The following is a 22359-nucleotide window of genomic DNA, read 5'->3' as shown; positions in this document are numbered from 1 at the left end:
GATGGCCCGAATGGTTCAATGCGCAAAGCTCGGCAAGGAAGCCGAGGGACTGGACTTCCCGCCGCTGCCGGGCGAACTCGGCAAACGTATCTACGAAACGGTCTCGAAGGAAGCGTGGCAAGGCTGGCTCAAGCAGCAGACGATGCTCATCAACGAAAATCGCCTGAACATGGCCGACCCGCGCGCGCGCCAGTATCTGCTGAAGCAGACGGAGAAGTATTTCTTCGGCGAAGGCGCCGATACGGCCTCGGGATACGTGCCGCCGCAAAGCTAATTTCCGGCTCGCAACCGTCGCAGGAACCGACCCTTCGAGGTCGGTTTTTTATTGCTTGCACGTACCGTTTAGAACATCCGACGCATAGGACACAACTCGGCGCAATCCTAAGCCCTGTAAGGGATAGCGCGGGTCGGGCACTGCCCAAATTACAAGCCGGTTTGCAGATCGTCTGTCATCGTGTTATCATCTTGCTCGTTATCAACAGCAATTCACCATCATTAACGCGCGGCCTGCTCGGCATACCGTTTATCGGGTAACGCGTGGTAGTGACAGTTTTTTATACAAAGAGGCTTGTCGGTTAAGCAGTACGCCGGCCTTTTTCGTTCCAAGCCTTAGTTTTCGCCGACGTTGCGGTTCCACCCGCGGCTGCCTCCCGGCTTGCCGTCCGCGCGTCCAATTCGTTTGTTTAATCCGAGTGCAATTTCGCGACTTCCACCGCGAGGCACCGGCACCGCTTTTCTTCGATCGTCAGCTTCGGGCGCCCTGTCCGACGCTCGGCGGAGCCATTCGCTCTCGTCCTGACGGTCGGAACGGCTCGCGGCGCCGTCACGAAACTGCACTATCCGGCCCATGCGCTGCTTAGGCGGCGCGCCCGATGCTTTTCGCGAGCATCCCGGCACTCGACACGGAGTCTTCAACCTATGACCGCCCTGAACGACGGCCTTTGGCGCAAGCGCCACACATCGAATCAAGCTAACTCACTTTCCCTCGACGACATCACCATCGTCGATCAATCCCTGCTCAAGCGCGCGGTCGGCGCCATGGCCATCGGCAATGCGATGGAATGGTTCGACTTCGGCGTGTACAGCTATATCGCCGTGACGCTCGGCAAGGTGTTCTTCCCCTCGTCCAGCCCGACCGCGCAGTTGCTCGCCACCTTCGGCACGTTCGCTGCGGCGTTTCTCGTGCGCCCGCTCGGCGGCATGGTGTTCGGGCCGCTCGGCGACCGCATCGGCCGCAAGCGCGTGCTCGCGATGACCATGATCATGATGGCCATCGGCACCTTCTGTATCGGCCTGATTCCGAGCTATGGAAGCATCGGCGTGATGGCGCCGGTGCTACTGCTCGTCGCGCGCCTCGTGCAGGGCTTCTCCACGGGCGGCGAGTACGGCGGCGCGGCGACGTTCATCGCCGAGTTCTCGCCGGACAAGAAGCGCGGCTTCATGGCGAGCTTTCTCGAATTCGGCACGCTCGTCGGCTACGTGCTGGGCGCGGGTGTCGTCGCGGTGCTGACAGGCGCGCTCTCGCAAGACGCGCTGTTGAGCTGGGGCTGGCGCATTCCGTTCCTCGTCGCCGGGCCGCTCGGCCTGATCGGTCTCTATATCCGCATGAAGCTCGAGGAAACGCCCGCGTTCCAGCGCGAAGCCGACAAGATGGAAGCGGCCGCGCACGAAACGACGAAGGGGCAGTTCCGCGAAACGCTGCTCGCGCAATGGAAGCCGCTGCTGCAATGCGTGGGTCTCGTGCTGATCTTCAACGTGACCGACTACATGGCGCTTTCGTATCTGCCGAGCTATCTGTCCGCCACGCTCAAGTTCAACGAGACGCACGGTCTCTTCATCGTGCTCGTGGTGATGGTGCTGATGATGCCGCTCACGCTGCTGGCCGGACGCCTGTCCGACAAGATCGGCCGCAAGCCGGTGATGCTCGCGGGCTGCGTCGGGCTGCTGGTGCTGTCGATTCCCTCGCTTTCGCTGATCCGCATGGGCACGATGCCGTCGATTTTCGCCGGCATGATGATCCTCGGCGCGCTGCTGTCGACCTTCACGGGCGTGATGCCGTCGTCGCTGCCCGCGCTCTTCCCGACGAAGATTCGCTACGGCGCGCTCGCCATCGGCTTCAACGTGTCGGTGTCGCTCTTCGGCGGCACGACGCCGCTCGTCACGGCATGGCTCGTCGGCAAGACCGGCAACCTGATGATGCCCGCGTACTATCTGATGGGCGCGTCGGTGATCGGCATCGTCTCGGTGCTCGCGCTGCACGAAACGGCGAAGAAGCCGCTGAAGGGCTCGCCGCCCGCGGTCGCCACGCACTCCGAAGCGCATGCGATCCTGCGCGGCCATCGCGAGGCGGCCGAGATGGACGACGGCTTCCCGGAAGGCACGGTCCGCGCGTAAGCGACTGCTGGAAACAAGAAGCGCGAAAGGCCGGCGTCTGAGAGGACGCCGGCCTTTTTCATGCGATGAGCGTGACGATGCGCGCCTCGATCCCCGCCTCGCCGATGTCGAGCAGGCCGACGCTGATCGGCAATTTGAAGCGGCGCGGCCCCGCGCTGCCCGGATTCACGAAGAGCACGCCGCCGCGCCGCGCGACGACCGGCTTGTGCGAATGCCCCGTCACGACGACATCGACGCCGTCGAGCCTATCGGGAACATCGGCGATATCGTGCACGACGTGGATCGTCGCGCCGGCCACTTCGATGCGCGCGTGCTCCGGCAGATGCGCGACGCTCCCGGCGACGTCGTTGTTGCCGCGAACGACGGTCAGCGGCGCGAGCGACGCGAGCGCGTCGAGCACCTCATGCTTGCAGATATCGCCCGCATGAATGATGTGCGCGCAATCGCGCAGCGCATCGAGCGCCTCGGGGCGCACGAGATTGTGCGTGTCGGAGATGAGACCGATGCGCGTCGTCGGCAAGTCAATGCTCCTCGCTCGCCAGCATGCGCTCGATGCGCCGGTCCGGCACCAGCCAGCCGGCGGCCACGACCGCATAGATGACCGCCGCGATCCACGGCTGCCAGAACGACGCGGCAATCGCCAGCAGATACAGCGTCACCGACACCTTGCCCTTGCGGTCCGCGCCGACGGCGCGTTCGAGCCGCGTGTTTTCACCATGCATGGCGATCAGCACGCGCGTCAGGATGTACCAGGCAACGGCCGTCATGAACAGCACGAAGCCGTAGCACGCGGTCGGCACGGCGCTCAGATGGCTCTCGCCCATCCAGTTGGTCGTGAACGGAAAGAGCGACAGCCAGAAGAGCAGATGCAGGTTCGCCCACAACGCCGAGCCGTTCACGCGCCCGATGGCGTGCAGCAGGTGATGGTGATTGCTCCAGTAGATGCCGACATAGACGAAGCTCAACACGTACGCCGCGAGCACCGGCACGAGCGGCGCGAGCGCGGCGAAGTCGTGACCGTGCGGCACTTTGAGTTCGAGCACCATGATCGTGATGATGATGGCGATGACGCCATCGCTGAACGCTTCGAGCCGGGTTTTGCCCATCGTGTGTCCTTGCGCGTGATCGACGGCCTGCCGTTGCGCGCGTTCTCCGGCGCGCCGGTCCGTCGGCGATTATGCGTGAGGCGTGCGAGGTTGTCGAATGGCTTTCAATACGCGCGCGTTCGCGGCGGATCGCGCGTCGACGCGGTTTTGGCGCGACCCGGCGCAATGGTAGAATCGCGTCCGCCCTGCCGGGGTGATGAAATTGGTAAACATAGCGGACTTAAAATCCGCCGCCTCACGGCTTGCCGGTTCGAGTCCGGTCCCCGGCACCAGGTCTGCATCGTGTTCTTCACACAAACACGAAAAAACAAAATAAGCAGCATTTCACGCGGTAAGGAGACTCAAGTGAGCGCCAGATCAAGAATCTTCGCGGCAGCGTTTTATTTCGCATTCCTCACGCTCGGGCGCGCAGAGGAGACGCCGAAGCCCGTCACGGCGGACAACTTCAACCGCGCGGAGAGCGATCTCTATTTCCGTCAGGCGGTTTCGCGGGCAAAAGGTCTCGGGGCGTTCGATCACCGCCGGGTTCCCGCCTCCGCAGATTCACAAGTGGTCGTGCGCACCAATCGCGACACGCTCTACTCCGCCGCCGTGTTCGATCTCGACGCCGGGCCGGTGACCGTCACGATGCCCGACGCGGGAAAGCGTTTCATGTCCCTCATGGCCATCGACGAAGACCACTATGTCGCGGGCGTCCACTATGGCGCGGGCCGCTATACCTTCGACCGTCAGCGCGTCGGTACGCGCTATGTGCTGCTCGGCGTGCGCGTGTTCGTCGATCCCAACAGCCCGGACGATCTCGCCAAAGCACATGCATTGCAGGACGCAATCCGCACCGAGCAGGCAAGCCCGGGCCGCTTCGAAGTTCCGGCGTGGGATACCGTCAGTCAGAAAAAGGTTCGCGACGCCCTGCTCGCGCTCGCAACGACGCTGCCCGACACGCACAGGATGTTCGGCTCGCGCGGCGAGGTCGATCCGGTGCGCCACCTCATTGCTTCAGCTTCCGGCTGGGGCGGTAATCCGGACAGGGACGCGACGTATCTCACCGTCACGCCGCCCGGAAATGACGGCACCAAAGTCTTCCGCTTGACGGTCAAGGACGTGCCTGTCGATGCCTTCTGGTCCATCACCATGTACAACGCGCAAGGCCGTCTTGAGAAAAATGCGTACGACGCGTACTCGGTCAACGACGTCACCGCAAAGAAGAACGTCGACGGCTCGGTCACGGTGCAGTTCGGCGGATGCGACGGCGTGATCCCGAATTGTTTGCCGACGCCGCCTGACTGGACCTACTGGGTGCGGCTGTATCGTCCTCGCGCGGAAATATTGAGTGGCGCGTGGCGGTTTCCGGATGCTCAGCCTGTGCAGTAGAAGACGGCTCGCTCTTTAGCAAACGCCGAAGCTGGCGACAAACAGCGTCAAGGCGCTTCTGAAAGCGCCTTGCTCGGAAGAGTGGCGAGCTTCTGACGCGCGCCGTTGGCGGGTCTCTAAGAGGGTGTCCCGATGCTTAGATGCACGGCGGACGACCGGAAGCCCCCACGTTCCGAACGGGCGGCAATCCCGCGCTACAGGCCATGCTCAAGAATGCGCGAGACGTAATGCCGGCCCCACGCCTCGCCATGCGCCATCGCCTCCGCGACCGTCGCAAACGGTCCGTGATCTCCCGACATCTCGCCGGAATCGGTGACAAGCGTCGTTCCGTGTAGCGGTCGCCCGTCGAGGCGCGCCACGCGCACGCGCACCGCGTAGCCTTCGGCGGACGCATCCGACTGTCCGTCGGCCGGCGGCGATGTCGGCAACGTGTCGAGCGCGAGCACGTAATCGCCTACTTCGATGTCCTTTCGCATGGCGGCAGCCTCCGTCGCGAGCGCATTCGCCGATTGTGCTACCGTGCCGGTCCGCGTAACAAGCGGCCTTCGCTTCGCGCGAAACTCGCGCCGGGCGCGCCGCTCGCGCCATGTTATAAAGCCTTCGCCGCACACTCATCCCACGCTCCGATGCGCGCGCCGCGTCGGGCATCGACCGACTGACTCGATGAACACTCGCTCTCGCCTGCTTCTCGCCTGCTCGTTTCCGCTGATGTTGATGGCGGGCTGCACGTCGTACTACCGCAATGTCGAAACGTGCAAGGACAAGGTGCGCGCGGCGTATCCCGATGCGGCGAGCGCGCCGCTCAAGATCACCGGCTCCGGCGCCGCTTATCATGGTTCGCGCGTGGTCGTGCGAGGCGTCATCGTGACGCCGCCGACGCCGCCTGCGAGCAAAAAGACAGACGTCCCCGCCGCAGCCGAATGCACGTTCAGCGAGACGACGCTCACCGGTTTCCGGTGGCTCGCCCCCGAGAAGCTCGTGCCGAAACCCGCCGCGGACGAAGACGAATGAGGCGCGAGGTTCCACGAGCGCGCTGAGCAAACGTCGCGCGTCTCCAGTATGATCGGCGGCTGGCCGAACGCCGCTTCCCGCCGTCCGACGGAACGAACTCATGTCCGCGCATTCGCATCAGCCGCCTCACTCATCGTCTCACGCACACGCGCCCGAACCTCATCCGCATTATTCGCGGGCCACGCTCTGGCTACTCGCGACCATCGCGGGCGTATCGGTCGCCAATATCTATTTCAACCAGCCGCTGCTCGGCGACTTCCGCGCGTCGTTTCCGCAGAACGCGTATCTGATCGGCGCCGTGCCGACCGCCACGCAGCTCGGCTATGCCCTCGGCATGCTCGTGCTCGCGCCGCTCGGCGATCGCTTCGACCGGCGCATGCTGATCCTGCTTCAGCTCGCCGCGCTGGGCGTCTCGCTCGTCGCCGCATGCGCCGCGCCGACGCTCGCGGTGCTGATCGCGGCGAGTCTCGCGATCGGCGTCGTAGCGACGATCGCGCAGCAAGCCGTGCCGTTCTCCGCCGAACTCGCGCCGGCCGCCGAGCGCGGCCACGCCGTCGGCACCGTGATGAGCGGGCTTTTGCTCGGCATCCTGCTCGCGCGCACGGTCTCGGGTTTCGTCGCGCAGTACTTCGGCTGGCGCGCGGTGTTCGGCGCATCGGTCGTCGCGACCATCGCGCTTGCCGTCGTCGTGCTGATGCGGCTCCCGAAGAGCCGGCCGACATCCACGCTTTCCTACGGCAAGCTGCTCGTCTCGATGTGGCATCTCACCGTCGAAAATCCCGGCCTGCGCGAAGCCGCGCTGACGGGCGGCGCGCTCTTCGCCGGCTTCAGCGCGTTCTGGTCGCTGCTCACGCTCTTGCTCGCGGGCGAGCCGTTTCACATGGGACCGCAGGCGGCGGGGCTCTTCGGCATCGTCGGGGCCGCCGGGGCGCTCGCCGCGCCGCTCGCCGGCAAATCGGCGGACAAGCGCGGGCCGCGCGCGGTGATCTCGCTGTCGATCGGGCTCGTCGCATTGTCGTTCGTCGTGTTCGCGCTGTCGGCGCGCAGCATCGCGGGGCTGGTCGTCGGCGTGATCGTGCTGGATATCGGCGTGCAGGCCGCACAGATATCGAACCAGTCGCGCATCTATGCGCTGAAGCCCGAGGCGCGCAGCCGCGTGAACACGGTCTACATGGTGGCGTACTTCATCGGCGGCGCGGCGGGCTCGGCGCTGGCGTCGCTCGCGTGGCATGCGATGGGATGGACAGGCGTATGTCTCGTCGGGCTCGCGGCGACCGGGCTCGCAGGTTTCAGTCATTGGCGCGGGCGCGAGCGGCGGCTCGTTTCGCGGCAGGTGCGAGAGGAGTGACGAGCCGCGATGACGGTTCTGCGTACGCTTACGCGAGTCGAGCGGCGTTCCCGCTGACTGCCTTCAAAGTCGAACCGCAACTTCGCGCGAACGCCCAAACCCGCCTCAAACCCGCTCCCGCGCATAGTCCCACAACGCATCGAGCACGCGGTCGAACTCCAGCGACTTGTCGAAGAAATGCCGCGCGCCGTATTGCAGACACCGCTCGCGATACGCCGGCAACGCGTGGTTGGTCAGCACGACGACGAAAGCGCCCTCGGCGACTCCCGACCGGTCTGCGTTCTTGAGCCACGCGAGCACGTCAATGCCCGAGCCGCGCTTCAGTTGCAGATCGACGATGACCGCGTCGAACCGCTGCGACGACAAGAGCGCGATGGCCTCGTCGGGCGCATCGGCGAAAGCGGTCACGCGCCACGGCCCGAGCGCCTCGATGGCTTCGGTGAGGCTGCGCCGGATCAGCGGCGAATCTTCGATCAGCAGCACCGCGAGCGGCCCGCCGCGCGGCTCATGCCGCCCTTTCGAATCGTCGGTGATGATGTGGTCGCCCACGGCAGGCATCCTCCGCAAGCACTATTCGATCAATCCGTTCTTGATCGCGTAGTACGTCAGATCGGCGTTGTTCGAGAGCCGCATCTTCTCCAGCACGCGCGCCCGGTACGTGCTCACCGTCTTCACCGAAAGATGCAGTTCCTGCGCGATTTCCGTCGGAATCCGGCCGCCCGCGAGCTTGCAGAAAATCTGGAACTCGCGCTCCGACAGCAACTCGTGCGGCCGCTCGGCGGCGGGCTTGTCGAGCTTGTCGGCGAGCGCATCCGCGATGAATTCGGACAGGTAACGATGCCCGCGCGCCACCGTGCGAATGGCGCGCACGATCTCGTCCGGCGCGGCGTCCTTGTTCAGGTAGCCGTTCGCGCCCGCCTTCAGCAGGTTGATCGCGTACTGGCTTTCCGGGAAGCCCGACAGCATCAACACGCCCTGCTGCGGCCGAATCTGCTTGATGACGCGCAAGGTGTCCACGCCGTTCTTGTCCGGCATGGCGATGTCGAGCAGCACCACGTCGAACGCCGTTTCGCGTACGAGCGCGATGGTTTCATCGCCCGTCGATGCTTCCGCCGCCACTTCCATGTCCGGCTCGTCCGCGACGAACTGCCTGAACCCGCTGCGCACGATCGCATGGTCGTCGGCTATCAAGACTCGAATCATTCACGCCGTCCGTGCTGCTGTAATGAGAACGGTGATTCTACCGAGGCAGGCGTGAAAGCCATGCGCGGCGCAACACGCACCGCGCCGAAGGCTTACGCTTACCCGTTGCGGCCTTCCAGCAGGTCGGCCATGTCGTCCGCGTGCTCTTCCTCGACGGCGAGAATCTCCTCGAAGATGCGGCGCGTGGTGACATCCTTGTCGCCGAGATAGCGAATGATCTCGCGGTACGTGTCGATCGCGATGCGCTCGGCGATCAGGTTCTCGCGAATCATGTCGATGAGATCGGCGCCTTCCTTGTACTCCGAATGCGACCGCGACTTGAGGCTGTCCGGCGCGAAGTCCGGCGAGCCGCCCAGCTGCACGATGCGCTCCGCGAGCATGTCGGCGTGTTCCTGCTCCTCGGTCGCGTGCTCGGCGAATTCCTTCGCAACGGCCTCAGAGTGAATGCCCTTCGCCATGAAGTAGTGGCGCTTGTAGCGCAGCGTGCAGACCCACTCGGTCGCGAGCGCGTCGTTGAGCAGCTTCAGCACGGTTTCGCGGTCGGCGGCGTAGGTCGACGTGACCGGGCCTTCGTCCATGTGCTGCCGCGCGTCGTTCCGGATTTTTTCCACATCGAGGACGAAAGCGTCCTTGGACTGGCCCGGCGCGGTCGATACAGCAGATGAATCGGACATGTGTTTGCTCCTGTGAATTGGGGGGATGGACGGATGCGTCGAGCGAATCGCCGTGCTTCATAGCGTTCCGCTATTCGATCATCGTCCGCGATGCATGGCGCGTGCCCGCTCCGCTCTATCGTCCGATGGGCGGGCGCGGGCACGACGATTCGGCAACGTCACGTCCTGAAGACACCGAGCAGCAGCGTCACGACGAACACGACGAGGAAAATATAAAACAGGATCTTCGCGATTTCAGCGGCGCCGGCCGCGATGCCCGTGAAGCCGAACACCGCCGCGATGATCGCGATGACGAAGAAAACGGCTGCGTAGTGAAGCATGGGACCCTCCTCGTGATTGTTCTAAGGTCGTTCAAGGTCGGAGCCGGGCATGGCGCGAACCGTCATCCCGGCATGGCAAGGCATGGAGCAAGCTAAGCCGCTAATCGACCGCTTTCTTGGTGATGACGAACCCCAGCACCAGAAACACGACGCAAAGAATCAGGAACAGCACGAACAGGAACTTGGCAATGGTCGCGGCGCCCGCGGCGATGCCCGTGAAGCCCAGCAAGCCGGCGATCACAGCGACGATCGCAAAAAACAGAGCCCATCTCAGCATGATCGCTCCCCGTAGGAATGGTTGACGCACTCATGCTAGCCGCGCGTTCTGCCGCGCGCATTCGGGCTGGCTCCTTTTTTGCTGTGAGAATCCACCGACATTTGCTTTCAAATCGGCTGCGCAAAGCGCGCCATCTGCCTCGTCGCCGCATCGAGAACCACGCCATGAGCCACCTTCCCCACGCCGCGCTTGCCGGCATCGCGCAAGACGACGCCCCGCCCGCGAGCCGCGGCACGCGCGCCGGCTTCGCGCGCATCAATGAATGGATGCATCGGTATAGCTGGGCCGTCGCGATGACGGTGGCCATCGTGATTACCGTCGGCGGGCTCGTGATTCTGGAGTCGGGCCGCATGCGCATTGCCGCCGAATACGAAACGGCGCTCGACGCCAAGAGCGCGACCGCGCAGCTTTCGGCGCTCGCCGCGGACATCGCAACGCTGTCCGCGCAGGGACAAGCAATCGCGCTGAAACCGGACGCCGCCTACAAGAACCAGTTCGAAGCGACCGCCGCGCACGTGCGCCGCGCGCTCGCCACGCTCGATGCCTACTATCGCCGCATCGGCGACGACACCGCGCTCGCGAGCTTCGCGCAGATTCGCGCGGCGGCCAACGACGCCATCGAGCGCAGCGCGGCGCCATCGGCCGCGCCTTCGGATGCATCGGCCGACAAGGACATGACGCTCGACGCCGCGCTCTCGCTCTTGCGCCTGAACGAAGAGCAGCGCGCGCAACACGCGCTCGACGCGAGCCGCGCCGATCAGCGCATTTCGACGCTGTGCGTGGCCGCGCTCTGCGCGCTGAACATCGTGTTGTTTCTGCTGCTGTTCCGCAATCTCGGCATCCAGCTCGATAAGCAAGATCGCGTTCAGCGCGAACTCATCACGCAGCAGGAGGAACTGGATCGGCTCGTCTTCGAACGCACGCGGCAACTGGAAGCGCTCGCGTGGCATTTGCAATCGGTCAGCGAGGATGAAAAGACGCAACTCGCCCGCGAACTGCACGACGAACTCGGCTCGATCCTGACCGCGAGCAAGATGGATGTCGCGTGGGTGCGCGGCAAGCTGCGCGAATCGGAGCCGGCAATGGCCGAGAAACTGTCGCGCGCCATCGGCAATCTGGATCAGGGCATCGCGCTCAAGCGGCGGATTATCGAGGACATGCGACCGACGGTGCTCGCCAACTTCGGTCTCGTCACGGCGCTGCGTTCGCTCGTGGACGAAGCCGCGCAGCGCAACGGCTGGACGGTCGAAGCCGATCTGCCGGACGACGAAGTGAAGCTCGGCGAAGCCATCGAAATCGCGCTCTTTCGCGTGGCGCAGGAAACGCTGACAAACGCCGCGAAGTACGCGCATGCGAGCCGCATTCGCATTGCGCTCACGCTCGACCCGGCGAACGTCGCGCTTTCGATCGACGATGACGGCATCGGCATCCGGCCGCAGGATTTGAAGCGCACGCAGACGCACGGACTGGTCGGCATGCGGCAGCGCGTGTCGGCGCGCGGCGGGCGCTTCGAGATAGAGCGCGCGACGCCGCATGGAACCAGCATTCGGGTGTCGATGCCGCGCGACCGCGTGCATGCGGATGCGGACGTGGATGACGGCCCGCCGGCACGCGCCGCCGCGTAGGACGATGCCGACGCGAAATACGGAATCCGCCGACACAAAAAACACATGTGTGCTTACAGCGCGCGCTCCGGCGCTTTTTTAAGATTATTCACACCGGTGAGGCCCATCGATAAGCAGCGGCCAATCCAGACATTTACTTCAAGGGGATTGAACATGACTCGAATCATCGCTTTGCTGCTGATCGCGGGCACCGCTGCGCTGGCAGGCTGCAATACCATCTCGGGCGCAGGTCAGGACATTTCGAAGGGCGGCCAGGCTATTTCGAACTCGGCGGAAGAACATAAATAAGCTGAGGCGCTCTATCAACGTAGCGTAGTTCCTGTCATCTCGCCGCCTTGCGCGGCGAGATTTTTTTTGTGCGTTAAAAAACCCGCCCGAGACCGCTCGGGCGGGTTTTCGTGACGGCCTGACGCGCAAGCGCTTACTGCGTATCCGGCAACTCCAGCGCCGGCGTCTGGGTGTTGCCGCCCTGCGCCACCAGCACCCGAATCTTGTCCGGCACGACCTGCGACAGCGCGTTGCCCGAAGGCAGCGTCGTCACGAGCCAGTCCGCGTTATTGCCGAGATTGAACGAAGCCGACTTGTACACCGGCGTCTTCGAACCCGGAAGCGTCGCGATCAACTGATACGTGCCGCCCGAAACATAGATCGAGTCCTGCGTGCTCGCCGGGACCGCGCTCTTGAAGGCGAGGCTCGGCATCGTCGCGTTGACCGTCGCGATGTTCGTCCCCGGCGCGACCAGATACAGATCGAGATTCTGCGCGTTCGCCGATGCGTTGAAGCCGCGCACGCGCGCGCTCGTCGACAGGAGACCTTTGTCGAACGGATCGTCGATCACGGCGATCGACGGCAGGAAGCCCGCGTCCGGCAGCGCGATGACCGTGTATTCGTGGCCTTTCGCCGCGTTGCTGATGCTCGAATCGGACGCGAGCTGGGTCGTCGTGTTCACGGCCGCGTAGCCGAAGTTGTGCTGGCCCGTGCCGATGTTCGCGAAGTTGGTCACCGCCTTGTAGCCGATGTTCGGTTGCAGCACCTTGCCGTTATCGTAGAAATCGACGTTCGGGCCGCTCGGAATCGCGTGGACGAAATGAACCTGCGCTTGCGTGAGGCCGAGTTCCTTGCCGACGTCGTCCGAACTTCCGCCGCATGCGGACAGGAGCGAAGCGACGGCAGCGAGCGCCGTGACGGTGCGGATGAGCTTCATGTGCCACCTTCCTTTTTGTGATCGTTGATGGTGTCGTGAAGGCTGCGGACGGCGGGCGGATGGCCCGCAACGCCGCGTCCTCGCCGCGAAGAACGCGTCTTGGTTTCATCGGAATGACGCGCCTCGCGGGTGGCGCACATGGAGCAACAGCCGTGCCCTTTTGCGGTGCGCGAGTGGCGCGACTTCGCCAGCAAGCCTTATCGCGCAAGGCTGCGGCTTTCATTAGAGGATTCGTTCGGGGCGCGAGAGCGAGGCGGCATGCGCGCCTCGAATCGCGGCGCGAGCGTGTTTCTTACAAGCGCGGCGAAAGGAAGGCACTCACACCAACCCCCGCCTTCGATAATCGAACCAGAAAGAAAGCCCCACGCTCAGCAGAATGACGACCGTCGCAATGACGGTCCAGCGCGTGATCGCCTCGCCGAGCAACAGCGCGCCGAGTAACACCGCGACCACCGGATTCACGTACATGCAGCTGCTCGCGATGATCGGGCTCGTATGCCGGATCAGAAAGCCGTAAGCGACATACGCGGCCATCGTTCCGACGAGCATCAGATACAGAAACGACAGCCCCGGCACGAAGCCGATGCCCGCCAGCCGCTCGCCCGAGAGCAACGCGACCGTCGTCGAAATGGAACCGCCGAGGCCGATCTGAAGCGCCGTCGACATGAAGAGGTCCGACGGCAGCTTGACGCGGCTCGCGAGGTGCGCCCCGCCCGCCCAGAAGATCGCGCCGCAGAGAATCGCGATGCTGCCCGCGGTCGAGCCGGAGGACGAATCGCCGTGGTTCAGCAACACGATGCCGACGAGCCCGAGCCCGACCGCCACCCACTCGCCCTTCGCGATGCGCCGGCCCGTGAGCGCGGCGATGATCGTCGCGAAAAGCGGCACGGTGGCGACCATCACGGCGGCCGTCCCGGTCTCGACGGTCCGCATGCCGTAGGCGAGCATCCCGCTGGACAAGCCGACGAGCAGCGTGCCGACGAGCGCGGCATTACGCGCTTCGGCCAACGTCGGCCAGACCGGCTTGCGGCGCGCCGCGAACACGAAGAGCCCGATGCCCGCGAACAGATTGCGCAAGCCGGAAAGCAAAAGCGGCGGAAACGACGCGAGCGACAGATGCACGGCGAGATATGTCGATCCCCACACGAGATAGACGACGGCCAGCGCGAGCGCGACTTGTCCCTTGTGCGAACGCGGCGCGCGAAACGGAAAACAATCGGGCAACGAAAACGGCAGGCGCGGCGGCTTGGACATGCGTTATCCGGCCAGCGTGCAAGACCGAGCCGTGTCTTCGATCCGACAGACGGCAATTGAACGGGCGAAAGCTCCGGCGCGACAAACGAGACAGGACGACATGGCGAAACAGTTGGAATGCGAACGCGGACGCAGAGGAGAAACAGCACAAGACGCGGGGCGTCGATTGCGGCTGCCGGGCGGTCAGGGAAAACACGCAGGCCGGGGCGAGCGACATTATGCAGTAAGCGCCCCGCGCGATCGACGAATCGCCGGACGAATTTTCGGATGGTTGCCAACACGCCACGCTGCGGTGTATGGTGGCGGCTGCTAACGCGGGGGTCCTGCGTTGCGCATCGCGATTGCGGCCGGTTTCATCGAGCGCAGTCGCCTCGCGCGGCGCGGGTGAGAAATACCCTTTGAACCTGATCTGGATAATGCCAGCGCAGGGAAGCGTTCGGGTTTCGACAGTCGCGCCGCATCAGACTACTTCTTCCGAACCCGTACCTTTCCGTCTCGTTCCTCCCTGTTTAGCTCCTGAGTCAGCCGAGCGCTGCAACGCTCGCATGTCAACACGTCCCACAGGAGAGACAGCACATGAATGCCAATCCCAAGTTTCTGTCGGAAAACGCCGTCGTCGACGCCGCCGCCATCGCCCCGCTGCCGAACTCGCGCAAGGTCTACGTGACCGGCTCGACGCCCGACATTCGCGTGCCGATGCGCGAGATCACGCAGTCGGACACGCCGGACGGCTTCGGCGGCGAGAAGAATCCGCCGGTGTACGTGTACGACACCTCCGGCCCGTACACCGATCCGGACGCGAAGATCGATATTCGCTCCGGACTGCCCGCGCTGCGCGCCGGCTGGATCGAAAAGCGCGGCGACACGGAAGAACTGGCGGGCCTGTCGAGCGAATTCGGCCGCGAGCGCGCCGCCGATCCGAAAACGGCCGAACTGCGCTTTCCCGGCCTGCATCGCAAGCCGCGCCGCGCCGTCGCCGGGAAGAACGTCACGCAGATGCACTACGCACGCGCGGGCATCGTCACGCCGGAGATGGAATACATCGCCATCCGCGAAAACCAGCGTCGCGCCGAGTATCTCGAAAGCCTGCGCAAGAGCGGCCCGAACGGCGAAAAGCTCGCGCAGATGATGGGCCGCCAGCATCCCGGACAGGCGTTCGGCGCGGCGGCGTTCGGCGCGGCGGCGTTCGGCAAGGACGCGCTCAAGGAAATCACGCCTGAGTTCGTGCGCGAAGAAGTGGCGCGCGGCCGCGCGATCATTCCCGCGAACATCAATCACCCGGAAAGCGAGCCGATGATCATCGGCCGCAACTTCCTCGTGAAGATCAACGCGAACATCGGCAATTCGGCGGTCACGTCGTCCATCGGCGAGGAAGTCGACAAGATGACGTGGGCGATCCGCTGGGGCGGCGACACGGTGATGGACCTGTCCACCGGCAAGCACATCCACGAGACGCGCGAGTGGATCATCCGCAATTCGCCGGTGCCGATCGGCACGGTGCCCATCTATCAGGCGCTCGAAAAGGTCAACGGCAAAGCCGAAGACCTCACGTGGGAAATCTTCCGCGACACGCTCATCGAGCAGGCGGAGCAAGGCGTCGACTACTTCACGATCCACGCGGGCGTGCGGCTGCAATACGTGCCGCTGACGGCGAACCGCATGACCGGTATCGTGTCGCGCGGCGGCTCGATCATGGCGAAGTGGTGCCTCGCGCATCATAAGGAGAGCTTCATCTACGAGCATTTCGAAGACATCTGCAAAATCATGAAGCAATACGATGTCTCGTTCTCGCTCGGCGACGGCCTGCGCCCCGGCTCCATCTACGACGCGAACGACGAAGCGCAGTTGGGCGAGCTGAAGACGCTCGGCGAACTCACGCAAATCGCGTGGAAGCACGACGTGCAGGTGATGATCGAAGGTCCGGGCCACGTGCCGATGCAGCTCATCAAGGAGAACATGGACCTGCAGCTGCAATGGTGCGACGAGGCGCCCTTCTACACGCTCGGGCCGCTCACCACCGACATCGCGCCGGGCTACGACCACATCACCTCGGGCATCGGCGCCGCGATGATCGGCTGGTTCGGCACCGCGATGCTCTGCTACGTCACGCCGAAGGAGCACCTCGGCTTGCCGAACAAGGACGACGTGAAGGAAGGCATCATCACGTACAAGCTCGCGGCGCACGCGGCGGATCTGGCGAAGGGCCATCCCGGCGCGCAGGTGCGGGACAACGCGCTCTCGAAGGCGCGCTTCGAATTCCGCTGGGAAGATCAGTTCAACCTCGGCCTCGACCCGGACAAGGCGCGCGAATTCCACGACGAAACGCTGCCGAAGGACTCCGCGAAGGTCGCGCACTTCTGCTCGATGTGCGGCCCGCACTTCTGCTCGATGAAGATCACGCAGGACGTGCGCGACTTCGCCGCGAAGCAGGGCGTGAGCGAAACCGACGCGCTCACCCACGGCATGCAGACGAAGGCGATCGAGTTCGTGAAGAAGGGCGCGGAAATCTACCAGCCGACGTGATGCGCCGTTTCTGACGGACTGAAACCTCACCGGAAAAACGGCCTGTCGCGCGGCGAGCGCGACAGGCCGTTTTGCTTGCTGCGTTCCGCTCAAAGCCTTCTGCGACAAGGCTGAACGCTCATTCAGACGATTCGGGCATCTTTCCTGCTACCTATCGAACGAACCGGCGAAAAAACGCGGCATGCGCGCCGGACCGTCGTCTTGTCCGGGAAGTCACGCCGCAGCCGATTCGTTCCATCATCACTGGAGAGTCGACATGAAAAACATCAAACAAATCGGCGCCGCAGCACTGCTCATCGCTTCTTTCGCCGGATTGACCGGTTGCGACAACATGACCACGCGTCAGCGCGACACCGCCATCGGCGCGGGCGTCGGCGCAGCGGGCGGGGCCGTGATCGGCGGCAGCGCGCTTTCGACGCTGGGCGGCGCGGCCGTCGGCGGGGTCATCGGCAATCAGGTCGGCAAGTAAGGGCCGCAGCGCATCGAGCGTGCGGCGCGACATCGTCGGGGCCGCACGTGTTTCAAGTCTGTTACAGGAAGCGATACCAGCCATCGTTCCTCACCGGGCGCATGCCACGCGCCATGCATCGATCGACTAAGCTCCTCTTTAACGGACCGGATCGGTTCTATCGAGACCATTGAACCCGAAGAGTCCCGCAGGCAATTCAAGGAGCAGCATCATGACGTCCGCACGCATCGTCCACGCAAAGAGCGGCATGGCCGCGCTCGCTGTGGGACTTCTGGTTAGCGGCTGTTACTACCCGTATCCCGATTACCCCGGCGCGGGTTACCCCACGGTCAGCGCCATCTATGCGCAGCGTGAATTCGCGCTACCGGCCAACGGAGCCTCGGGCGCATCGGCGGTGCCGGGGACCGGCATCGTCTACTCGACCGAACAGGTGCCCTACTCCGCCGTCTACCCTTATGCCGGCTACTACGGCGCTTATCCGTCCTATGGCTATCCGTATTACCCGTACCCGTATCCGGCGTATTACGGCTACGGCTATCCGGCGATCTCGGTCGGCTTCGGCTACTGGGGCGGCGGATGCTGCTGGGGCCACGGATACGGCTGGCACCACGGCGGCTGGCACCACGGCGGCGACTGGCATGGCGGCGGATGGCACGGCGGTGGCGGCTGGCACGGCGGCGGGACGTGGCAAGGCGGCTACGGCGGACATGGAGGCTTCGGCCACGGAGGCGGTCGCGGCCACTGAGTCGGGCGAGCGTGTTCATCTTCGTTACGAAATTGGCGTGTTCACCGGCGTAAGTCCGGTGCCCAGTAACGAACCTGAAACATTTTCCGACGCCGCGCGCCCGATGCGCCGCGTCGCCGGCTCGGTGCGCCTTCTCTCTTTCCTTTTCTGACAAGCCTTTGGCGGAATTGGACAGACAATTGGCACGTTTCTGGCTATTCACCGTCCCTATTTACCGCGATGCGACGGCGCCGCTGTCGCCCACTTCACGTTCTCGGGGAACAGGACATGATGGCCTTCGTGTTTTTTCTGCTTTGGATGCTTGCGTCGATCGCGCTTCTGACTGTCTGGGTGTTCCGGCAGACGCCGCCCGCGAACCGCGACAGCGGCGCAGCAACGGCCGCAGCCGCAGCCGTGGAAGGCTGATTCGCAGCTGACCCAATCCGACGAACCACGGCGCGTACGCGGGCTTTCACCGCTTGACGCGGCTCATCGGTCACCTATTCTTAGTGGGCGTGTTACGCCGGCGCTTAAGACGGCGCACGTCGCCGGCGTGCGCGACTGAAACATCGAACTCCGCGCGCATGGCGGCTGCGGCCGCCGCTTCGCCAACAAGAGAAAAAAGGAGACTCGATGTTCCATCAGCTACTCACACCCATTGCCGATTCACTGGCGCTGTCGTTCATCGTGGCGGCGCTGCCGATCATCATCGTGCTGGTGCTGCTCGGCTGGGCGCGCCGCCCGGCGTGGCAGGCATCGCTCGCGGGATTGATCGCCGCGCTCATCATCGCCGTCGCGGGCTGGAAGTTCCCGGTTGGCCTCGCGCTGAATTCGGTCGCGGCGGGCGCCGTCTTCGCGCTGTGGCCGGTCATGTGGATCGTGTTCGCGGCGATCCTGCTCTACAACGTCGCGCAACGCTCCGGGCGCTTCGAAGCGTTTCGGCTCTGGATGGTCGATAACCTGCCGAACGACAGGCGAATCGTGCTGGTGGTCATCGGCTTCTCGTTCGGCGCGCTGCTCGAAGGCATCTCCGGGTTCGGCACGCCGATCGCGATCACGAGTTCGCTTTTGATCCTGCTCGGCTTTCCGACGCTCGAAGCGCTCACTTTCACGCTCATTTTCAACACGGCGCCGGTGGCCTTCGGCGCGCTCGGCGTGCCGATCACCGTGCTCGGCGCGGTCACGCACCTGCCGACGGACGCGCTTGCGAAGATGGTCGGCCGCCAGTTGCCGCTTTTCGCATTCTTCCTGCCCTTCTACGTGATCGCGGTGTACGCCGGCTTTCGCAACATGATGCGCGTGTGGCCGGTGCTGCTCGTCTCGGGCGGCGCGTTCGCGCTGACGCAGTTCGTCACGTCGAACTACATCAGCTACGCGCTCACGGACGTGCTGTCGTCGCTCATCTCGCTCATTCTGACGATTGCGTTCCTGCGCGTCTGGAAGCCCGCGCCCGACGAACGCTTCGCGGTCAACGTCGATCGCGCGGGCGCCACGCGCGCCGCGCTCTCGGGCGGGCAAGGCTGGCTGCCTTGGATCGTGGTGTCGATCGTCGTGATCGTGTGGACGGTCGCGAAGATCTTCCTGATCGGCGACGTGAAGGTGTCCTGGCCGGGGCTCGACAAGGCCGTCTACATCACGCTGTACAACCAGCCGTACGGCGCGATCTGGGACTTCCAGCCGCTCGCCACGGGCACGGCCATTCTGGTGGCGGCCATCATCACGGCCGCGCTCGTCAAGCTGCCGGCGCGTGAATTCGGCGCGGCGATCGTCGATACGTGGGTGCAGACGCGCATCGCCATCCTGACGGTGGCGACCATCGTCGGTCTCGCGTATCTGATGAACTACTCGGGCATGAACTACACGCTGGGTCTGGGCGTGGCGTCGGTCGGGCCGCTGTTTCCGCTCGTGTCGGCGTTTCTCGGCTGGGTCGCGGTCTTTCTCTCCGGCAGCGACACGTCGGGCAATGCGCTTTTCGGCAACCTGCAAGTGGTGGCGGCGCACCAGCTCAATCTGAATCCGGTGCTGATGGCGGGGACGAACTCGTCCGGCGGCGTGATGGGCAAGATGATCTCGCCGCAGAACATCTCGACGGGCGTGGCGACCACCGACCTGAAGGGCAAGGAAGGCCTCGTCTTCGCGCGAACTTTCAAGCATTCCATTCTGCTCACCATCATTCTCGGCGTGCTCGTCTGGCTGCAACAGAACGTGCTCACGTGGATGATTCCCCCGCACTAACCACGCCCCCGCGCCCCGTTCGGCGACGGGGCGCGTTCCTGCTTTGTTCCTGCTTCTTGCGCTCTCTTTCGACGAACGCTTCCCGGCGCGCGGCGCGGTGTAACATGCGCGGACTTTTATCAGCAGGAAGAAGTCCGCAACGTCATGTCCATCGTCAATTTGTTTCAATTAGTCGTCCTGGCCGCCATGTGGGGCGCGTCGTTTCTTTTCATCCGCGTGGGTGTCGTCGAGTTCGGTGTCGCGCCGCTGATGGCCGTGCGCGTGGGCATCGGCGCGCTGTTTCTGATCGCGATGCTGCTCGCGCGACGCCCGTGGGCCGACACGCTTTCGACGATGCGCAAGCGCGCCGTGCCGCTTTTCGTCGTCGGCATTCTCAATTCGGCCGCGCCCTTCTGTCTTTTCGCATTCGCGGAACTCACGCTGTCGGCGGGCGCGACGTCCGTCATCAACGCGACGACGCCGCTCTGGGGCGCGCTCGTCGCGTACGTGTGGTTGAAGGACCGGCTGACGACGATGCGCACCATCGGCATGGCGATCGGCTTCGCGGGCGTGCTGCTGCTCGTGTGGAACCAGATTGCGACGCCGGGCGCGCACGACGCGGGCGTGTCGGCGCTGCCGGTGCGCGGGCTGCTGGGGGCCGCGGCGGCGCTGGCGGCGTCCGCGCTCTACGGCGTGGCGGGCAACTTCGCGAAGAAGTACCTGATGGATGTCGACGCGACCACGAATGCGGCCGGCAGCATGATCGGCGCGACCATCGCGCTTGCCCCGCTCGCCGCGATGACGTGGCCCGCGACGCCGATCTCCGCGCATGCGTGGGAGGCGGTCATCGCGCTCGGCGTGTGCTGCACGGGCATCGCGTATTTCCTCTACTTCGGGCTGGTGGCGTCGGCCGGCCCGGCGCGCGCGATGACGGTCACGTTCGTCATTCCGCTTTTCGGCATCTTGTGGGGCGCGCTTTTCCTGGACGAGCACGTCTCGCTCGTGATGATGGAAGGATGCGCGGTCGTGCTCGCGGGCACGGCGCTGGCGACGGGCGTGGTCAAGCGGATGCCGTTTGGCGGGAGGAAGTCGCTTGCGCGGTAGTGTGTGCACTCGTCGGACTACGTCGGCCGGGATGGCGCTCTGCGTTGGCGGCGGAGTGCGGGCCGCGCTTCTCTCGATAAACGCGTGTCGCTCGTGATGAAGGATGCGCGGGCACGGCGCTGGCCACCGGATTGTCGAGCGGATGCCGGGTCGGCATCCACGCTTGGCTTTCGCGGCGCTCGTCGCTGAGCGGCTGGCGTCTAGGGCGCGACAGGCGCTTGCCTGCTCATCTTCCTACCCATTCACATGAGTCGCGCGGTTTGCGCTCGGCTTTCGCGACGCCCATTGTTGAGCGGATGCCGTCCAGCGCGCGACAGGCGCTTACCCGCTCATCTTTCTGCGTGTTCGAATGAGTCGCGCGGGTTTGCGCTCCACTTTCGCGGCGCAGCGCGGGCCGCGCTCCGCTCCCGCGACGCCCGTTGTTGAGCGGATGCCGTCCAGCGCGCGACAGGCGCTTACCCGCTCATCTTTCTGCGTGTTCGAATGAGTCGCGCGGGTTTGCGCTCGCACTTTCGCTACGCAGCGCGGTATGCGCTCCGCTCCCACGACGCCCGTTGCTGAGCGGATGCCGTCCAGCGCGCGACAGGCGCTTACCCGCTCATCTTTCTGCGTGTTCGAATGAGTCGCGCGGATTTGCGCTCGCACTTTCGCTACGCAGCGCGGTATGCACTCCGCTCCCACGACGCCCACTGCTGAGCGGATGCCGTCCAGCGCGCGACAGGCGCTTACCCGCTCATCTTTCTGCGTGTTCGAATGAGTCGCGCGGTATGCGCTCCGCTCCCACGACGCCCGTTGCTGAGCGGATGCCGTCCAGCGCGCGACAGGCGCTGGCGCGGTAGTCCTTGTGCTCGTTCGAACGAGCCGGTCGAGTTTTGCGCTCCACTTTCGCGGCGCAGCGCAGCCGCCATTCCCGATGAACACGTGTCGCTCGTGAACTCGGAGAAATGCGCAGATGTGGTCGCGGGCAAGCGGATGCCGGCTCGGCATCCACGCTCGGCTTTGCGGGCGCATTAGAAGCCTCGAGCACGTCCTGCTCGGAATGCTCGCGCGAACGACGCTAGCGACGGACGTCACCTAGCGCATGCCTTCCCACGCGCAAGGATCGGCACCGCCGCCCTACTCGTCCCGCACCCGTCCGCGCCCCGCTTTCACCGCGCCGCGTTTCACTTTCCCTTCGACACGGCGGACCTGCGACGCACGCGTGGGCTTCGTCGCGATGCGTTTGCGACGCGTGACGCTCACGCTGCGAATGAGTTCGTCCAGCCGCGCGAGCGCCGCGGCGCGGTTCATGTCCTGCGTGCGATGCTCCTGTGCTTTGATGACGATGACGCCGTCGCGCGTCACGCGGCTATCGGCGAGCGCGAGCAGACGCGCCTTGATGTGCTCCGGCAGCGACGACGCGCGAATGTCGAAGCGTAGGTGAATGGCGCTCGACACCTTGTTGACGTTCTGGCCGCCCGCGCCCTGCGCGCGCACGGCCGTCAACTCGATCTCGCCCGGCGCGATCGCGAAGCTATCGGTCATGAGAGTGACTCCTT

The 22359-nt window shown here is 64.6% G+C and carries 24 protein-coding genes, 1 tRNA gene and 1 riboswitch; of the genes, 14 read left to right on the top strand and 11 right to left on the bottom strand.

Annotated features, from left to right (window positions below; genetic code table 11):
• The first annotated feature begins 1 nt into the window (after position 1).
• Together JYK05_RS04490 and proP are read left to right on the top strand one after the other, a co-directional pair.
• Positions 2–274 carry an oxidative damage protection protein gene (locus JYK05_RS04490; RefSeq protein WP_062636188.1) on the top strand — a complete coding sequence of 91 codons (273 nt, stop codon included), beginning with the start codon at positions 2–4 and terminating at the stop codon, positions 272–274.
• Positions 275–918: 644 nt separating this feature from the next.
• Complete coding sequence (gene proP / locus JYK05_RS04485) at positions 919–2394, top strand: glycine betaine/L-proline transporter ProP (protein WP_206467908.1); 1476 nt, start codon at positions 919–921, stop codon at positions 2392–2394.
• A 58-nt stretch (positions 2395–2452) separates the two neighbouring features.
• On the opposite strand, the gene JYK05_RS04480 is transcribed toward proP, so the two are convergent.
• The gene (locus tag JYK05_RS04480) at positions 2453–2914 is read right to left on the bottom strand and encodes a metallophosphoesterase family protein (RefSeq protein ID WP_241269848.1); all 462 of its coding nucleotides are present in this window, start codon (positions 2912–2914) and stop codon (positions 2453–2455) included.
• Position 2915: 1 nt separating this feature from the next.
• Positions 2916–3500, bottom strand: coding sequence for a TMEM175 family protein (locus tag JYK05_RS04475; protein WP_175939962.1), 585 nt, complete (start codon positions 3498–3500; stop codon positions 2916–2918).
• Between the two features lie 187 nt (positions 3501–3687).
• Here JYK05_RS04475 and JYK05_RS04470 point away from each other — a divergent pair.
• Positions 3688–3772: transfer RNA gene (locus tag JYK05_RS04470), tRNA-Leu, on the top strand.
• 73 nt (positions 3773–3845) lie between these two features.
• Positions 3846–4871, top strand: a complete 1026-nt coding sequence (locus JYK05_RS04465) for a DUF1254 domain-containing protein (protein ID WP_206467906.1) — start codon at positions 3846–3848, stop codon at positions 4869–4871.
• A 194-nt stretch (positions 4872–5065) separates the two neighbouring features.
• Here the strand turns inward: JYK05_RS04465 and JYK05_RS04460 are convergent, their stop codons facing one another.
• On the bottom strand, positions 5066–5347 hold the full coding sequence (locus JYK05_RS04460; protein ID WP_206467905.1) for a hypothetical protein: 282 nt from the start codon (positions 5345–5347) through the stop codon (positions 5066–5068).
• Between the two features lie 187 nt (positions 5348–5534).
• Here JYK05_RS04460 and JYK05_RS04455 point away from each other — a divergent pair, with 187 nt between their 5' ends.
• Both JYK05_RS04455 and JYK05_RS04450 read left to right on the top strand, forming a co-directional pair.
• Positions 5535–5882, top strand: a complete 348-nt coding sequence (locus JYK05_RS04455; RefSeq protein WP_206467904.1) for a hypothetical protein — start codon at positions 5535–5537, stop codon at positions 5880–5882.
• Between the two features lie 100 nt (positions 5883–5982).
• On the top strand, positions 5983–7230 hold the full coding sequence (locus JYK05_RS04450; RefSeq protein WP_206467903.1) for an MFS transporter: 1248 nt from the start codon (positions 5983–5985) through the stop codon (positions 7228–7230).
• Between the two features lie 105 nt (positions 7231–7335).
• On the opposite strand, the gene JYK05_RS04445 is transcribed toward JYK05_RS04450, so the two are convergent.
• The 5 genes from JYK05_RS04445 to JYK05_RS04425 all read right to left on the bottom strand — a co-directional run bounded on the left by JYK05_RS04445 (position 7336) and on the right by JYK05_RS04425 (position 9704).
• Positions 7336–7779, bottom strand: coding sequence for a response regulator (locus JYK05_RS04445; RefSeq protein WP_241269847.1), 444 nt, complete (start codon positions 7777–7779; stop codon positions 7336–7338).
• 21 nt (positions 7780–7800) lie between these two features.
• Complete coding sequence (locus tag JYK05_RS04440) at positions 7801–8433, bottom strand: response regulator transcription factor (protein ID WP_175939957.1); 633 nt, start codon at positions 8431–8433, stop codon at positions 7801–7803.
• Positions 8434–8531: 98 nt separating this feature from the next.
• Positions 8532–9107 (bottom strand): bacterioferritin, encoded by a 576-nt coding sequence (locus JYK05_RS04435; protein WP_175939956.1) that lies wholly within the window; start codon positions 9105–9107, stop codon positions 8532–8534.
• Positions 9108–9265: 158 nt separating this feature from the next.
• Positions 9266–9427 carry a DUF1328 domain-containing protein gene (locus tag JYK05_RS04430; protein ID WP_040048814.1) on the bottom strand — a complete coding sequence of 54 codons (162 nt, stop codon included), beginning with the start codon at positions 9425–9427 and terminating at the stop codon, positions 9266–9268.
• Between the two features lie 100 nt (positions 9428–9527).
• On the bottom strand, positions 9528–9704 hold the full coding sequence (locus JYK05_RS04425; protein WP_159835737.1) for a DUF1328 domain-containing protein: 177 nt from the start codon (positions 9702–9704) through the stop codon (positions 9528–9530).
• 164 nt (positions 9705–9868) lie between these two features.
• Between JYK05_RS04425 and JYK05_RS04420 the strand changes: the two genes are divergently transcribed.
• Both JYK05_RS04420 and JYK05_RS04415 read left to right on the top strand, forming a co-directional pair.
• Complete coding sequence (locus tag JYK05_RS04420; RefSeq protein WP_206467902.1) at positions 9869–11329, top strand: sensor histidine kinase; 1461 nt, start codon at positions 9869–9871, stop codon at positions 11327–11329.
• Positions 11330–11482: 153 nt separating this feature from the next.
• A complete protein-coding gene (locus tag JYK05_RS04415; protein WP_175939954.1) occupies positions 11483–11617 on the top strand; it encodes an entericidin A/B family lipoprotein in 135 nt (44 codons plus the stop codon).
• A gap of 133 nt (positions 11618–11750) precedes the next feature.
• Here JYK05_RS04415 and JYK05_RS04410 read toward each other — a convergent pair whose 3' ends face one another.
• Positions 11751–12533: a DUF4397 domain-containing protein gene (locus JYK05_RS04410; protein ID WP_206467901.1), complete on the bottom strand. Its 783-nt coding sequence runs from the start codon at positions 12531–12533 to the stop codon at positions 11751–11753.
• Between the two features lie 318 nt (positions 12534–12851).
• On the bottom strand, positions 12852–13787 hold the full coding sequence (locus JYK05_RS04405) for an EamA family transporter (protein ID WP_206467900.1): 936 nt from the start codon (positions 13785–13787) through the stop codon (positions 12852–12854).
• A 306-nt stretch (positions 13788–14093) separates the two neighbouring features.
• A riboswitch (TPP riboswitch) is annotated at positions 14094–14236 on the top strand.
• 127 nt (positions 14237–14363) lie between these two features.
• Here JYK05_RS04405 and thiC point away from each other — a divergent pair.
• The 6 genes from thiC to JYK05_RS04375 all read left to right on the top strand — a co-directional run bounded on the left by thiC (position 14364) and on the right by JYK05_RS04375 (position 20821).
• Entirely contained in the window at positions 14364–16310 is a 1947-nt protein-coding gene (gene thiC, locus JYK05_RS04400; protein WP_206467899.1) for a phosphomethylpyrimidine synthase ThiC, read from the top strand.
• A 256-nt stretch (positions 16311–16566) separates the two neighbouring features.
• Positions 16567–16779, top strand: a complete 213-nt coding sequence (locus JYK05_RS04395; RefSeq protein ID WP_175939950.1) for a glycine zipper 2TM domain-containing protein — start codon at positions 16567–16569, stop codon at positions 16777–16779.
• Positions 16780–16990: 211 nt separating this feature from the next.
• Positions 16991–17524 (top strand): hypothetical protein, encoded by a 534-nt coding sequence (locus tag JYK05_RS04390; RefSeq protein ID WP_175939949.1) that lies wholly within the window; start codon positions 16991–16993, stop codon positions 17522–17524.
• Between the two features lie 267 nt (positions 17525–17791).
• Positions 17792–17929, top strand: coding sequence for a hypothetical protein (locus tag JYK05_RS04385; RefSeq protein ID WP_175939948.1), 138 nt, complete (start codon positions 17792–17794; stop codon positions 17927–17929).
• Between the two features lie 207 nt (positions 17930–18136).
• Positions 18137–19738 (top strand): L-lactate permease, encoded by a 1602-nt coding sequence (locus JYK05_RS04380; protein ID WP_206467898.1) that lies wholly within the window; start codon positions 18137–18139, stop codon positions 19736–19738.
• Positions 19739–19882: 144 nt separating this feature from the next.
• On the top strand, positions 19883–20821 hold the full coding sequence (locus tag JYK05_RS04375) for a DMT family transporter (protein WP_206467897.1): 939 nt from the start codon (positions 19883–19885) through the stop codon (positions 20819–20821).
• Between the two features lie 1116 nt (positions 20822–21937).
• Here JYK05_RS04375 and arfB read toward each other — a convergent pair.
• On the bottom strand, positions 21938–22345 hold the full coding sequence (arfB, locus tag JYK05_RS04370; protein ID WP_175939945.1) for an alternative ribosome rescue aminoacyl-tRNA hydrolase ArfB: 408 nt from the start codon (positions 22343–22345) through the stop codon (positions 21938–21940).
• Positions 22346–22359: the final 14 nt, after the last annotated feature.

It is taken from the genome of Caballeronia sp. M1242 (assembly GCF_017220215.1).
Lineage (GTDB): Bacteria > Pseudomonadota > Gammaproteobacteria > Burkholderiales > Burkholderiaceae > Caballeronia.
Note: the sequence above shows the minus strand (reverse complement) of the source record. Positions and strands in the feature narration are given on the sequence as shown.

Bases quoted from the DNA above. Each gene is read 5' to 3' on its own strand.
- JYK05_RS04425 (WP_159835737.1), bottom strand. From the start codon at position 9,704: ATGCTGAGATGGGCTCTGTTTTTTGCGATCGTCGCTGTGATCGCCGGC.
- JYK05_RS04430 (WP_040048814.1), bottom strand. From the start codon at position 9,427: ATGCTTCACTACGCAGCCGTTTTCTTCGTCATCGCGATCATCGCGGCG.
- JYK05_RS04440 (WP_175939957.1), bottom strand. From the start codon at position 8,433: ATGATTCGAGTCTTGATAGCCGACGACCATGCGATCGTGCGCAGCGGG.
- arfB (WP_175939945.1), bottom strand. From the start codon at position 22,345: ATGACCGATAGCTTCGCGATCGCGCCGGGCGAGATCGAGTTGACGGCC.
- proP (WP_206467908.1), top strand. From the start codon at position 919: ATGACCGCCCTGAACGACGGCCTTTGGCGCAAGCGCCACACATCGAAT.
- JYK05_RS04410 (WP_206467901.1), bottom strand. From the start codon at position 12,533: ATGAAGCTCATCCGCACCGTCACGGCGCTCGCTGCCGTCGCTTCGCTC.
- JYK05_RS04415 (WP_175939954.1), top strand. From the start codon at position 11,483: ATGACTCGAATCATCGCTTTGCTGCTGATCGCGGGCACCGCTGCGCTG.
- JYK05_RS04375 (WP_206467897.1), top strand. From the start codon at position 19,883: ATGTCCATCGTCAATTTGTTTCAATTAGTCGTCCTGGCCGCCATGTGG.
- JYK05_RS04385 (WP_175939948.1), top strand. From the start codon at position 17,792: ATGATGGCCTTCGTGTTTTTTCTGCTTTGGATGCTTGCGTCGATCGCG.
- JYK05_RS04475 (WP_175939962.1), bottom strand. From the start codon at position 3,500: ATGGGCAAAACCCGGCTCGAAGCGTTCAGCGATGGCGTCATCGCCATC.
- JYK05_RS04380 (WP_206467898.1), top strand. From the start codon at position 18,137: ATGTTCCATCAGCTACTCACACCCATTGCCGATTCACTGGCGCTGTCG.
- thiC (WP_206467899.1), top strand. From the start codon at position 14,364: ATGAATGCCAATCCCAAGTTTCTGTCGGAAAACGCCGTCGTCGACGCC.
- JYK05_RS04390 (WP_175939949.1), top strand. From the start codon at position 16,991: ATGACGTCCGCACGCATCGTCCACGCAAAGAGCGGCATGGCCGCGCTC.
- JYK05_RS04490 (WP_062636188.1), top strand. From the start codon at position 2: ATGGCCCGAATGGTTCAATGCGCAAAGCTCGGCAAGGAAGCCGAGGGA.
- JYK05_RS04435 (WP_175939956.1), bottom strand. From the start codon at position 9,107: ATGTCCGATTCATCTGCTGTATCGACCGCGCCGGGCCAGTCCAAGGAC.
- JYK05_RS04405 (WP_206467900.1), bottom strand. From the start codon at position 13,787: ATGTCCAAGCCGCCGCGCCTGCCGTTTTCGTTGCCCGATTGTTTTCCG.
- JYK05_RS04420 (WP_206467902.1), top strand. From the start codon at position 9,869: ATGAGCCACCTTCCCCACGCCGCGCTTGCCGGCATCGCGCAAGACGAC.
- JYK05_RS04450 (WP_206467903.1), top strand. From the start codon at position 5,983: ATGTCCGCGCATTCGCATCAGCCGCCTCACTCATCGTCTCACGCACAC.
- JYK05_RS04455 (WP_206467904.1), top strand. From the start codon at position 5,535: ATGAACACTCGCTCTCGCCTGCTTCTCGCCTGCTCGTTTCCGCTGATG.
- JYK05_RS04395 (WP_175939950.1), top strand. From the start codon at position 16,567: ATGAAAAACATCAAACAAATCGGCGCCGCAGCACTGCTCATCGCTTCT.
- JYK05_RS04460 (WP_206467905.1), bottom strand. From the start codon at position 5,347: ATGCGAAAGGACATCGAAGTAGGCGATTACGTGCTCGCGCTCGACACG.